12 protein-coding genes are annotated in these 11,754 nt (G+C 69.7%); 6 read left to right on the top strand and 6 right to left on the bottom strand.

What is annotated here, in order from left to right; all coding sequences use genetic code 11:
- From ABD866_RS11450 to ABD866_RS11465, 4 genes are all read right to left on the bottom strand, one after another.
- Positions 1-1,191, bottom strand: a 1,191-nt coding sequence (locus ABD866_RS11450; RefSeq protein ID WP_345064903.1) for a methyl-accepting chemotaxis protein, incomplete at its 3' end; no start/stop codon positions are given.
- Between the two features lie 119 nt (positions 1,192-1,310).
- Positions 1,311-2,051, bottom strand: a complete 741-nt coding sequence (locus ABD866_RS11455) for an SPOR domain-containing protein (RefSeq protein WP_345064906.1) — start codon at positions 2,049-2,051, stop codon at positions 1,311-1,313.
- A gap of 15 nt (positions 2,052-2,066) precedes the next feature.
- The gene (locus ABD866_RS11460) at positions 2,067-2,918 is read right to left on the bottom strand and encodes a biotin--[acetyl-CoA-carboxylase] ligase (RefSeq protein WP_345064909.1); all 852 of its coding nucleotides are present in this window, start codon (positions 2,916-2,918) and stop codon (positions 2,067-2,069) included.
- On the bottom strand, positions 2,915-3,499 hold the full coding sequence (locus ABD866_RS11465) for an SET domain-containing protein (protein WP_345064913.1): 585 nt from the start codon (positions 3,497-3,499) through the stop codon (positions 2,915-2,917). The genes ABD866_RS11460 and ABD866_RS11465 overlap by 4 nt, the downstream gene beginning before the upstream one ends.
- 118 nt (positions 3,500-3,617) lie before the next feature.
- Here ABD866_RS11465 and ABD866_RS11470 point away from each other — a divergent pair, with 118 nt between their 5' ends.
- The 3 genes from ABD866_RS11470 (at position 3,618) to ABD866_RS11480 (ending at position 7,385) form a co-directional block, all read left to right on the top strand.
- The gene (locus tag ABD866_RS11470) at positions 3,618-6,545 is read left to right on the top strand and encodes a DNA topoisomerase III (RefSeq protein ID WP_345064915.1); all 2,928 of its coding nucleotides are present in this window, start codon (positions 3,618-3,620) and stop codon (positions 6,543-6,545) included.
- Between the two features lie 17 nt (positions 6,546-6,562).
- Positions 6,563-6,931 (top strand): DUF4124 domain-containing protein, encoded by a 369-nt coding sequence (locus tag ABD866_RS11475; protein WP_345064918.1) that lies wholly within the window; start codon positions 6,563-6,565, stop codon positions 6,929-6,931.
- Positions 6,932-7,061: 130 nt separating this feature from the next.
- Entirely contained in the window at positions 7,062-7,385 is a 324-nt protein-coding gene (locus ABD866_RS11480; protein WP_345064921.1) for a DUF2834 domain-containing protein, read from the top strand.
- Here ABD866_RS11480 and ABD866_RS11485 read toward each other — a convergent pair.
- Positions 7,382-8,239, bottom strand: coding sequence for an AraC family transcriptional regulator (locus ABD866_RS11485; protein WP_345064924.1), 858 nt, complete (start codon positions 8,237-8,239; stop codon positions 7,382-7,384). The genes ABD866_RS11480 and ABD866_RS11485 overlap by 4 nt on opposite strands.
- Before the next feature lie 104 nt (positions 8,240-8,343).
- On the opposite strand from ABD866_RS11485, the gene ABD866_RS11490 reads away from it, so the two are divergent.
- The 3 genes from ABD866_RS11490 (at position 8,344) to ABD866_RS11500 (ending at position 11,193) form a co-directional block, all read left to right on the top strand.
- On the top strand, positions 8,344-9,090 hold the full coding sequence (locus ABD866_RS11490) for a tyrosine-protein phosphatase (protein ID WP_345064927.1): 747 nt from the start codon (positions 8,344-8,346) through the stop codon (positions 9,088-9,090).
- A gap of 362 nt (positions 9,091-9,452) precedes the next feature.
- On the top strand, positions 9,453-10,535 hold the full coding sequence (locus ABD866_RS11495) for a pirin family protein (RefSeq protein WP_345064930.1): 1,083 nt from the start codon (positions 9,453-9,455) through the stop codon (positions 10,533-10,535).
- A gap of 187 nt (positions 10,536-10,722) precedes the next feature.
- Entirely contained in the window at positions 10,723-11,193 is a 471-nt protein-coding gene (locus tag ABD866_RS11500; protein WP_345064933.1) for an FKBP-type peptidyl-prolyl cis-trans isomerase, read from the top strand.
- An 88-nt stretch (positions 11,194-11,281) separates the two neighbouring features.
- Here ABD866_RS11500 and ABD866_RS11505 read toward each other — a convergent pair.
- The coding region (locus tag ABD866_RS11505; protein ID WP_345064936.1) for an IS30 family transposase at positions 11,282-11,754 on the bottom strand (473 nt) is incomplete at its 5' end.

Here is an 11,754-nt window from a genome sequence, read left to right on the forward strand (position 1 = left end):
CGCCACCACGGCAAAGCCGCGGCCCTGCTCGCCGGCCCGCGCGGCTTCCACCGCGGCGTTGAGCGCCAGGATGTTGGTCTGGAAGGCAATGCCGTCGATCACGCTGATGATGTCGGCAATCTTGGTGCTGCTGGCGTTGATGCCCTTCATGGTCTCGACGACTTCGGCGACCACGTCGCCGCCTTGCTGGGCGACGGTGGAGGCGCTCATGGCCAGCTGGTTGGCCGTGCGGGCGTTGTCGGCGTTCTGGCGCACGGTGGAGCCAAAAGCCTCCATGGAGCGCGAGGTCTCCTCCAGCGCGCTCGACTGCTTCTCGGTGCGGGTGGACAGGTCGCGGTTGCCCTGCGCGATGGAGCCGCTGGCCGCAGCCACACCGTCCACGCTGTGGCGCACGCTGTCCACCAATGTGGCCAGCGTGCCGCGCATGCCCTCCAGCGTCCCGAGCAGCACGGCAAACTCGTCGCGGCGTTCGTTGTGCACCGGCTGCGCCAGATCACCACGGCCGACACGCTCGGCCGCCTCGCAGGCCACTGCCAGACGGCTTCGGAGCGTGCGCGCAATGCCCACCGCCAGCAGCAGCAGGCCCAGGCCCGCCGTGATCGCCATGGTCCACAGCACCGTCAGCGTGCCGAACACGCCCCGCTGCACGGCCACGAGTGCGCTGTCCATGCCCGCCTCTTGCAACTGCCGGGCGTGGGCCAGATCCTTCAGCAGTTCGTTGCGCGCCGGAATGAGTTGGTCCACCAGATAGGCGAAAGCCTCGTCCTTGCGGTCGGCCAGTATCATGCCGATGGCGATCTCGCCGCGTCGCCAGAACTCCTGCACTTCAGGCGCAACCACCGCAAACTGGCGACGCGCTTCGGCCGTGAGCAACTGCTGCGAAAACGCCTGCAGCGTGCTGTCGATCGCTTGCCGCTTCTCGCCAATGTCCTGCAACGCAGCGTCTCGCTCCTGGGGCGTGCGCGCCAGCATCGCATGGCGCACCTGCAGCGATGCCCGCGTGACATTGAGTTCCAGGGCGGCAATCCGGCCCATCTGCGCCACGCGGTTGCGGCTGGCTTCCTCGGTCAGGCGCACCACGTCCGTGAGCTGGAGCCAGGCCACCCAACACACCGTGGCCAGCACCACAAACAGCACGGCGGCCGCCGCATACAGCCGGGATGTGATGCGGTGCAGATTCAAAAATGACACTTTTGACCCCTCTGATAATGATTAAAATGATAATCTGGGGGTGGGCAGCGCGGGAGAATAGCCTTGCTCCGGCAAGGGCTTTACGCGGGCGGGGTGGGGCGTCGAAAGGGCGCAAGCCCTCAGCCGCAGGTGCGCAACGTCTTTCCGGCCATGGCCGGGCGCAGTGCGTCGAGTTGCGGGCGCAGCGCATCGCCCACGGCGGGCAGGCGCAGGGTGAAGCCTGCGGACTCGGGCCGCTCCAGCACCACCCGCGCGGTGCGCACGCCGCGGTTGCCCAGGTTGGCCAGTTCGCGCTCTGCGGCCTCGGACGAACTGAACCGACCCAGCGACAGGCCCAGCTCCAGCGCGGGCGTGCCAGCCCGGTCGTGCGGCACGTTGCGTGCGCGCAGTTCGGCGCGTTTTTTGTCCAGCGCGTCCATGTCGGCAAACTTGCCCATGTAGATCATCCAGCGCCCGGGCACGGTCGTGGGTTCGAGCGACCAGCTGCCTACGGGCAGGCCGGCGGCGGCCGCGCGCAGCGCCTGGGCCTGGCGCTCATCGAACACGCCAGCCTGCAGGCATTCCGTGGCCTCGGGGGCCGATGCCGCGCTGGCCTGCGGGGCGGCCGCGTCGCCGCTGGCAGGGGCTGCAGGGGCCGCTGGCGCGGGCGTGGGCGCTGCCGCAGGCGTGTCGGGCGTGCTCACGCTGCCGCTGGAGCGCTGGCGCAGCACCTGCAAGGTCTCGGGCCGAATCTGCTGCGCCAGGCGCTGGGGTTCGGCCTCTTGCACGGGCGCAAAGCCCCACTCGGCCAGCAGGCCCTGCGACCAGGCGTAGTAGCCGGCGTTGGCCAGCAGCAGGGCGATGACGGCCAGGCGCAGCATGGAGGGTCTTTCGGTTCAGTGGGCGGGCGGCAGGCCCTGGGGGCGCACGCTGATCTCGGAGCTGGTCACGGCTTCCATGCCCTGGGGCGTAAGCACGAGCAGCGCGCCCGAGTCGTCCACGCCGTGGGCGGTGCCGGTGCGCCCGTCGCTCAGTGTCACGGCGCGGCCTGCCAGCAGGTCGCGTTGCGCAAAGCGCGGCTGCACCGGCGCAAAGCCATAGCCTTCAAATGCCTGCAACATGCCCACCAGCGGGGGCACGATGCGCAGCAGGGCCGCGGGGGCGTCGAGCGCGGCGTCCACCTCCTGCAGCGCGGCCGGCGGCATTGACAGCCCCTCGCCCGCGCGCGGCAGCACGTTGATACCGATGCCGATCACCACATAGCGCGAAGCGGCGCTGGCCGCGCTGGACGTGCCAGTGGCCGCCTGCGGGGTCACGTGGCTGGCGGTTTCGACCAGGATGCCGCCGAGCTTGCGATCGCCGCCCAGCCACAGGTCGTTGGGCCACTTGAGCCCGATGCGAGTGCCCTGGCCGGGCGTGGGCAGGGCGGGTTGCAGGCTTTCGGCCACGCTCACGCCCACGGCCAGCGACAGGCCCGACCAGTCGCCCGGCGCCAGCGTGAGGCCCAGCGACATCATGAGCGATGCTCCGGGCTCGCCCTGCCAGGCGCGGCCCAGACGGCCGCGGCCGGCGGTCTGCGCTTCGGCCACCAGCAGCACGGGCTCAGCACGGCCCGCGCGTGCGCGGCGCATGAGTTCGGTGTTGCTCGAATCGACCTGCGGCAGCACTTCGACGGTGAAGCCGGGCAGCAGCGGGGCCACGGCCTCCCAGACGGCTTCGGCGGGCCAGCGCAGCGGGGCGGTGTTCATGGGCGGCGGCGCGCAGTGGCGGGCGCTGCGGCGGGCTTGCGGGCGGGGCGCCCAGGTGCGGGCGGGGCCGACGTTTCGGGCATGGGCGGGCGCCAGCCGCGCTTGGGGGCCAGCAACGTGCCGCGGCAGTGCGGACTGCCGCACCAGCACGGGTATTCGGCCTTGAGTTTCTTCGTGTAGGGCTCGTCGATGATCAGGCCGTAGTCGTAGCTCAGTTCTTCGCCCGCGTGGATGTTGCGCAGCGCGGTGATGAAGATGCGGCCGTCCCGCTCGTCGGCGTAGCAGTTGGGTTCGCAGCTGTGGTTGATCCAGCGGGAGGAGTTGCCGCCGAACTTTGCGTCGATCACGCGGTCTTCGTCCACGTGGAAGTAGAACGTGTGGTTGGGCTGGGCCGGGTCGTGCGGGTGGCGGTCCTGGGCTTCGTCCCAGGTGATGACCTCGCCCGTGTATTCGATCAGCACTTCGCCTGCTGCGATGTCGACCAGCGCGAACACGCCACGCCCGTGCACGCCCGAGCGCCGGGTCTGCAAGCGGCGGCCTGCGGGGGGCGCCGGGGCGCGGGGCGGGGCTTTGCGGGGCATGGTCAGAAAACTCTGTTAACTTGAATAGGCACACATGCGCGTGCGCGTACACGCGTGTGCAAGGATTGTAGAAGCGCCCGGGCAGACTCCGGGCGCCGACCGGAACGAGAAAGCCTTCATGAGCAAGACCCTGGTAATCGCAGAAAAGCCTTCGGTGGCGCAGGACATCGTCCGTGCGCTCACCCCCGTGGCGGGCAAGTTCGAGAAGCACGAAGACCACTTTGAAAACGACCGCTACGTGGTCACGAGCGCGGTGGGCCACCTGGTGGAGATCCAGGCCCCCGAAGAATTCGACGTCAAGCGCGGCAAGTGGAGCTTTGCGCACCTGCCGGTGATTCCGCCGCACTTCGACCTCAAGCCCGTGGACAAGACCAAGAGCCGCCTGAACGCGGTGGTCAAGCAGGCCAAGCGCAAGGATGTGACCGAACTCGTCAACGCGTGTGACGCGGGCCGAGAAGGCGAGCTGATCTTCCGCCTGATCGAGCAGTACGCAGGCGGCGCCAAGGGCGGCCTGGGCAAGCCCATCAAGCGCCTGTGGCTGCAGAGTATGACGCCCCAGGCCATCCGCGACGGCTTTGCGCAACTGCGCAGCGACGCGCAGATGGCGGGCCTGGCCAGCGCGGCACGCAGCCGCTCGGAGGCCGACTGGCTGGTGGGCATCAACGGCACGCGCGCGATGACCGCCTTCAACTCGCAGGGCGGCGGCTTCTTCCTGACCACCGTGGGCCGGGTGCAGACGCCCACGCTCTCGCTGGTGGTGGAGCGCGAAGAAAAGATCCGCAAGTTCGTCAGTCGCGACTACTGGGAAATCCACGCCAGCTTCCATGCCGAGGCGGGCGAGTACCCGGCCAAGTGGTTCGACCCGCAGTGGAAGAAAGGCGACGACCCGGAGGCCCGCGCCGACCGCCTCTGGAGCGAAGCCCGGGCGCGCGAGATTGCCCAGGCCGTGCGTGGCAAGGCCGCCACGGTCACCGAAGAAAGCAAGCCCACCACCCAGGCCAGCCCGCTGCTGTTCGACCTGACCAGCCTGCAGCGCGAAGCCAATGGCAAGTTCGGCTTTTCGGCCAAGACCACGCTGGCGCTGGCGCAAAGCCTGTACGAGCGCCACAAGGCGCTGACCTACCCGCGTACCGATTCGCGTGCGCTGCCCGAAGACTACCTGCCGGTGGCCAAGCAAACCTTCGAGATGCTGGCCGACAGCGGCATGCGGCACCTCGCGCCGCACGCGCTCACGGCGCTCAACAACGGCTATGTGCGCCCGAGCAAGCGCATCTTCGACAACGCCAAGGTGAGCGACCACTTCGCCATCATCCCGACCACGCAGGCACCGTCGGGCCTGTCGGAAGCCGAGCAAAAGCTCTACGACCTGGTGGTTCGGCGCTTCATGGCGGTGTTCTTCCCGAGCGCGGAATACCAGGTCACCACGCGCATCAGCCAGGTACAAGGCCACCATTTCAAGACCGAGGGCAAGGTGCTGGTCAAGCCGGGCTGGCTGGCCATCTACGGCAAGGAAGCCGCCGACGAGGTGGAGGGTGCGAAGGACGGCGACAAGGGCCAGAACCTCGTGCCCGTGCAGCCGGGCGAGATGGTGCGCACCGAGCATGTGGAGCCGCGTGGCCTCAAGACCAAGCCGCCCGCGCGCTACTCTGAAGCCACGCTGCTGGGTGCGATGGAAAGCGCGGGCAAGCAGATCGACGACGACGAGCTGCGCGAAGCCATGCAGGAAAAGGGCCTGGGCACCCCGGCCACGCGCGCGGCCATCATCGAAGGCCTGCTGACCGAAAAGTACATGCTGCGCGAAGGCCGCGAGCTGATCCCCACGGCCAAGGCCTTCCAGCTCATGACGCTGCTGCGCGGGCTGGAGGTGGAAGAACTCTGCCGCGCCGACCTGACCGGCGAGTGGGAATACAAGCTCGCGCAGATGGAAAAGGGCCAGCTCTCGCGCGAAGCCTTCATGGCCGAGATTGCCGCCATGACCGAGCGCATGGTCAAGAAGGCCAAGGAATACGACCGCGACACCATCCCGGGCGACTACGCGACGCTGCACACGCCGTGCCCCAACTGCGGCGGCGTGGTCAAGGAAAACTACCGCCGCTACGCCTGCACGGGCGCAGCGGGCGCGGGCGAAGGCTGTGGCTTCAGCTTTGGCAAGTCGCCCGCAGGTCGCACCTTTGAAACCGCCGAGGCCGAGGCCCTGCTGCGGGACCGCAAGATCGGCCCGCTCGAAGGCTTCCGCTCCAAGGCGGGCTGGCCGTTCACGTCCGAGATCGTCATCAAGTTCGACGAGGAGGCGAAGAACTACAAGCTTGAATTTGCGTTTGGCGACGACAAGGGCGACGAGGAGTCTGGCGAACTGGTCGAGTTTGCCGACGAGGCCCTGGGCCCGTGCCCGGTGTGCGGCGCGGCGGTGCACGAGCACGGCAGCAACTACGTGTGCGCCAAGGCCGTGCCCACGGCCGCGCAGCCCACGCCGAGCTGCAGCTTCAAGAGCGGCAAGATCATCCTGCAGCAGCCGGTGGAGCGCGCGCAGATGGCCAAGCTGCTGGCCACCGGCAAGACCGACCTGCTCGACAAGTTCGTGTCGATGCGCACGCGCCGCGCGTTCAAGGCCTTCCTGGTGTGGGACGGTGCGGCCGGCAAGGTGAACTTCGAGTTCGAGCAGCGCGACAGCAAGTTCCCGCCACGCAAAACGGCTGCTACCAAAACAGGAGCTGCTCGTGCTTCAGGGGCAAGCACGAGCGCCGCAAAAGCCTCTAAGCCTGCCAAGGCCGCCAAGGCACCTGCAGCGCCCAAGGCCAAGGCCCCGCGCAAGGCCGCAGCTGGCCAGCCGCCCAGTGCGCAGCTGGCCGCCGTGATCGGCAGCGAACCCGTGGCCCGGCCCGAGGCGGTGAAGAAGCTCTGGGAATACATCAAGGCCCACAACCTGCAAGACCCGAAGGACAAGCGCACCATCGTGGCCGACGACAAGCTGCGCGCCGTGTTTGGCAAAGACAGCGCGGGCATGTTCGAGCTGGCAGGCCTGCTGGGCCCGCACCTGGGCGGTTGAGGCCGCACCGAGCCCCCATGCCCATCGCACCGCGCCGCCGCACGCTGGCCATCGTGCTCACCTTGCTGGCCGCGGCCGCCGTGGCCGCCGCGCTCACGGCCGACCGTTGGACCCCGCAGGCCGGCGTGTGGCTGCAGCAGGGCTGGCAGGCGCTCACGGGGGCCGGGAGCGCGCCCGCCAGCCGCACGGGCGCGTCTGCGGCCACTGGCAGGGCGACCTCCGCTCCCTCGCCGGCCCCTGCGCCTGCCGATGCGGCCTCGGTCAGCGCCCCGCGCCCGCGCAAGTGCGTGCAGGGCGGCAGCGTGCTCTACACCGACCAGTCCTGCCCACCCGGCAGCACCGAACAGGCACTGGAAGGCGGCAGCATCACGCTGATGCCGCGCTAGCTGGCGCTGCGGCCCCGGGCCGTCTGCCTGGCGGCGTGCATGTCGGATTTTTCCTAGCCTGCACGGGCTGCTTGCCGGTGCAATCGGGGTGTGTTCCACCCAAGGGGCGGCCTGGTGGCCGCGCACCGTCATGCTCCGTGTTTCCCTGCTGCGCACCGCGCTGTGGGCGCTGGCCGCCGTCGGCCTGGTTGTGCCCTGGATCTTCAACCTGCAGTTTTTGGCCACGGGCGGCAGCCTGCGGCCCGAAGTGTTCTGGCCCGCGGCCTTCGCCAACCCGCTGACGACTGCCATCACGCTCGATGTGTACCTGGCCGCGCTGGCTTTTGCGCTGTGGGTGGCGGCCGACCGTGCGCTGGGCCATTGGCGTTGGGCGCTGATCGCCGCGTGCTTCGGGCTGGGCCTGTCGTTTGCGCTGCCTGTGTACCTGGCGCGGCGGATGGCGGGGCAGCGCTAGTCCTGCGGCGCTTGGCTCTGGGCCCCCACCTGCAGCGGCCAGTGCGCGTCGCCCGGCGTCTGGCCCGATGCGCGCAGCGTTTGCAGCGCCGCGCCCGCCAGGCGGCGCAAATCGCGGCCCCAGTGCGACTGGTCGTAGTAGCCCTGCGCGGTGGCCAGCTCGGCGGCGGTGTCGGAGGGCTGCGCCAGCGCACGGGCCAGCGCGCGGTTGAGCCGCGCCGTCACCGCCCACTGTTTGGGCGTGCGCCCCCACTGCGCGGCAAAGCGCCGCTCAAACTGCCGGGGTCCCAGACCCTGACGCAGACCCTGCGCGTCAGGCGGATGCTGGGCGGCCTGCAGCCACGCCAGCGCGTCGGCGCGCAGCGCATCGCACGGCGAGGGCGGGGCTGCCAGGGCCCGCAGGTGGTCGAACAGCAAGGCCAGGCGGCGATGGTCGTCAGGGGCAGCGCGCACCGCGTGCGCGGTGCAGGCCCAGGCCTGCGCCGCGGCGGCGGCCTCGGGTATCCCACGGGCGGAGCGGGTCAGGGCGTCGAGCGGCCACACCACATCGATTTGCGCTTGCGCCCCCGCCCACAGCGCCGGTGCCGCTTCAGGCCGCAGCACCAAACCTACGGCATGCACCGGGCCCAAGTGCTGGTACTGGGTGGGCCGCGTGCTGGGGCTGATCCATGCCGCGGCCGGCACGGGTCCATCGCCGCGCTGCACCGTGCCCGCCAGCCGCAGCACCAGCATGCTGGCCACCATGGCCGGAAACCGTGTGTGCGGCAGTGCTGCGGTGCTGCGCACCACCACGGCGGCTTCCACCCACGGCATCAGATCGGGCGGCGGCGGCAGGTGCTGGAACATGCGGGCCATGGTATCCGGCCCGGCGGCCGCGCCAAGCGCCACGCGGGCGACATGGCGCGCGGCCTGCAACGCCTAAGCTTGCGGTTTTCTGCCACGCCCCGGAGCGCACCGCCATGTCTGCCCCTTCACGCCACCTGCCGCTTTCCGGCGTCACCAACTTTCGCGACCTGGGCGGCTACACCGGTCACGGGGGGCGCACGGTGCGCTGGCGGCGCATCTTCCGCTCGGACCACCTGGCGGGCCTCACGCCCGACGGCCAGCAGGCCCTGGCCGCACTCGGCGTGGCCCGGGCGGTGGACTTTCGCGGCGTGGCCGAGAGCGCGGCCTATGCGTATGCGCTGCCCGGCGTGGCTTATCACGGCCTGCACATCGAACCCACCGTGGTGCAGCGCGCACAGGCGCTGCTGCGCAGCGGGGCCACGCTCACGGCCGCCGATGCCGTGGCGCTGATGCAGGACACCTACCGGGGCTTTGTGCACGAGAACGCGCCGCGCTTTGCGCAGCTGTTTGCGCTGCTGCTCGAAAGCGATGCGCCGATGGTGTTCCACTGCACGGCCGGCAAAGACCGCACGGGGTTTGCGGCCGCGCTGATTCTGCTGGCCCTGGGCGTGCCGCGCGACGTCGTGATGCACGACTACCTGCTCACCAACGACCTGTACCGCCCGCCGGAAGGCCTGGCTGGCCCCGCCCCGCGCGAGGTGCTGCAGGTGCTCTGGCGCGTGCAGACGGAGTTTCTGGATGCCGCCTTGCACGCGGTGGACGCGCAGCACGGGGGCCTTGAGCCGTTTTTGCGCGAGGTACTGGGCGTGGACACCGCGGCCCGCGCCGAACTGCGCGCGCGTTACCTCGAAGCGGGCTGAACGTCTCGCCCTGCACCGGGTAGGCGCTGCGCGTGCGGCTACCGCCGGGGGCCGCATGCGGCGTTGTCCTACGCCAGCCAGGCGCTTGGCCCTCCACAATCGACACGGTCTCCGGGGCCCTGCCAGATCCACCACGCGGGCGGGTTTCCCCCCCTCCACCTGCCTGCGCGGGTGGCATGGCACCCCCGGGGGCACCTGGCGAACACGGCCGTGCAGCCGTGCGCATCGTTCCACCGGCGCACCAGTGCGTTGCAGGGGCATGGCCTTGGCGGGTGCGCACAGGCCCCGCATCTTGGGCACACTGGCGCGCAGCGCACCGCCCGGCCCTTGCCGGGCCGCTGCCCCGCCCCGGAGAACCTGCCATGTCCGCTGCCTTCACCGCCTCTGCTCCTTCGCCTGCCGGCACCTCGCCCGTGCTGCAGGCCCAGCCGCTGGGCCCGCTGTGGCCCACGCTCGACCCGTTCCTGTTTTGCGCCCATCACGACGACGCCTACCCCGCGGGCGACGGTGCGTTTGCGCCCGCCGTGCCGCTGGAAGGCCGCCAGATCGGCAGCGACTTCAGCCGCAAGGACGGCTGGAGCATGTACCACGGCGACACGGTGCCCGGATTCCCCGGGCACCCCCACCGCGGCTTTGAAACCGTGACCCTGGTGCGCAAGGGCCTGATCGACCATGCCGATTCGCTGGGCGCAGCTGCGCGCTTTGGCGGCGGCGACGTGCAGTGGGTCACGGCCGGGCGCGGCATCCAGCACTCCGAGATGTTCCCCTTGCTCGATGCCAGTGCGCCCAACCCGCTGGAGCTGTTCCAGATCTGGCTGAACCTGCCCGCGCGCAGCAAGATGGTGGAACCTCACTTCACCATGTTGTGGAACGAGCGCATTCCGCGGCTGGTACACCACGACGCCGACGGCCGCGCCACCACGGTGACGGTGGTGGCCGGTGCGCTGCCCGGCGCAGGCGCGCCGCTGCCACCGCCGCCCGAGTCGTGGGCCTCGCAGCCCGAAGGCGACGTGGCCATCTGGACGCTGCACCTGGCCCCGGGTGCCCGCTGGACCTTGCCCGCAGCGGGTGGCCAGGGCACACGCCGCATGCTCTACTGGTTTGCTGGGCAGGGCCTGCAGCTGGGCGGGGCCGCACTGCCCGGCCATGCCGCTTATGAGATGGTGGCCGCGCACGACTGGGAGCTGGTCAACACCGGCAGCACGGCGGTTGAGTGCCTGCTGCTGCAGGGCCGCCCGATTGGCGAGCCGGTGGCCCAGTACGGCCCGTTCGTGATGAACACCCAGCAGGAAATCATGCAGGCCATGATGGACTACCGCCGCACGCAGTTTGGCGGCTGGCCCTGGCCCGAGTCCGATCCGGTGCACGGCCCTGAGCCGCGCCGCTTTGCGCGCTACCCGGGGCAGACGGTCGAGGAACTGCCAACACCCGCACCCGCCGCCTGAGCACACGCCACCGCGCCGCCTGCCGCGGTTGGCCCCGCAGCCCTCTGGGCCGGCGGTGCCCCTGGCGGCCCCGCCGAGTGCCCGGCTCAGAGACAATCGCCCCACCCGGGCCGCACGCCGTGGCGTTGCGGCCCTTTTTTTCTTGTTGGGGCATTTGCCTGTTGAACGCACCCGGGACACCACCGCCATGAACATCACCCAAGACACCGCCGTCACGCTGAACTACAAGGTCACCAGCCCCACCGGCCAGCCGCTGGACCAGGGCACGCTGGCCTACCTGCACGGCGGCTACGACAACATCTTCGCCAAGGTCGAGGCCGCCCTTGCCGGCCAGGCCGCGGGCTTTGCCACCACGGTGGATCTGGCCGTGGACGACGCCTTCGGCCCGCGCGACGAAAGCCTGGTGCGCGTGATCCCCAAAAGCGAGTTCCCTCCGGGGGTGAAGGTGGGCGGCCACCTGCAGGGGCCCGGCGCCGACGGGCAGCCGCAGTCCTTCCGTGTGGTGAAGATCAAGGGCCCCGAGGTCCACCTGGACGGCAACCACCCGCTGGCAGGGCAGGCGCTGCGTTTTGCCTGCAAGGTGGTGTCGGTACGCGCCGCATCGGTCGAAGAGATTGCGCACCGCCATGTGCACGGCGCGCATGGGCACCACCATTGAGGTCGATGCTGTCTGCTATTGAAATGATAGCTTCTCGTGCTTGATTGATAAGGGCGGTTTCAAGTCCAAGCGCAACACTTGTATTGGTTCAATGCACCGAATCAGGCTGCTGCGTCAGACGCTGCAGATGTTGGGCATACACCTCCAGCGGAGTGCTATAGCCCAGCGTCATCCGCGGCCTGCCATTGAGCTCGTCGGCCACCGCGTCAAGCTGTTCCTGGCTGTAGCCGCTCAGATCCGTGCCTTTGGGGAAGTACTGGCGCAGCAGCCCGTTGGTGTTTTCGTTGCTGCCCCGCTGCCAGGGTTTGTAAGGGTCGCAGAAGTACACCTTCATGCCCGTGCGCTGGCTGAGCTGGGCGTGCTGGGCCATCTCGCTTCCCCGGTCGTAGGTCAGGCTCTGGCGCATCGGTGCAGCAATGCGGTTGAGCTTGTCACTAAACGCCTGCAGCACGTGCGCCGCTGTGGCCGGGTGAGGATGGGGCAGCTTGACTAGCAGCACCAATCGCGTGGTGCGCTCGACCAGCGTGCCGATGGCGCTGGCGTTGTTCGCCCCTTTGATGA

This window comes from Acidovorax lacteus, assembly GCF_039540375.1.
GTDB classification, from domain to species: Bacteria; Pseudomonadota; Gammaproteobacteria; order Burkholderiales; family Burkholderiaceae_C; genus Acidovorax_G; species Acidovorax_G lacteus.

Coding starts and splice junctions, on each gene's coding strand:
- ABD866_RS11455 (WP_345064906.1), bottom strand. CDS start 2,051: ATGCTGCGCCTGGCCGTCATCGCCCTGCTGCTGGCCAACGCCGGCTAC.
- ABD866_RS11460 (WP_345064909.1), bottom strand. CDS start 2,918: ATGAACACCGCCCCGCTGCGCTGGCCCGCCGAAGCCGTCTGGGAGGCC.
- ABD866_RS11465 (WP_345064913.1), bottom strand. CDS start 3,499: ATGCCCCGCAAAGCCCCGCCCCGCGCCCCGGCGCCCCCCGCAGGCCGC.
- ABD866_RS11470 (WP_345064915.1), top strand. CDS start 3,618: ATGAGCAAGACCCTGGTAATCGCAGAAAAGCCTTCGGTGGCGCAGGAC.
- ABD866_RS11475 (WP_345064918.1), top strand. CDS start 6,563: ATGCCCATCGCACCGCGCCGCCGCACGCTGGCCATCGTGCTCACCTTG.
- ABD866_RS11480 (WP_345064921.1), top strand. CDS start 7,062: ATGCTCCGTGTTTCCCTGCTGCGCACCGCGCTGTGGGCGCTGGCCGCC.
- ABD866_RS11485 (WP_345064924.1), bottom strand. CDS start 8,239: ATGGCCCGCATGTTCCAGCACCTGCCGCCGCCGCCCGATCTGATGCCG.
- ABD866_RS11490 (WP_345064927.1), top strand. CDS start 8,344: ATGTCTGCCCCTTCACGCCACCTGCCGCTTTCCGGCGTCACCAACTTT.
- ABD866_RS11495 (WP_345064930.1), top strand. CDS start 9,453: ATGTCCGCTGCCTTCACCGCCTCTGCTCCTTCGCCTGCCGGCACCTCG.
- ABD866_RS11500 (WP_345064933.1), top strand. CDS start 10,723: ATGAACATCACCCAAGACACCGCCGTCACGCTGAACTACAAGGTCACC.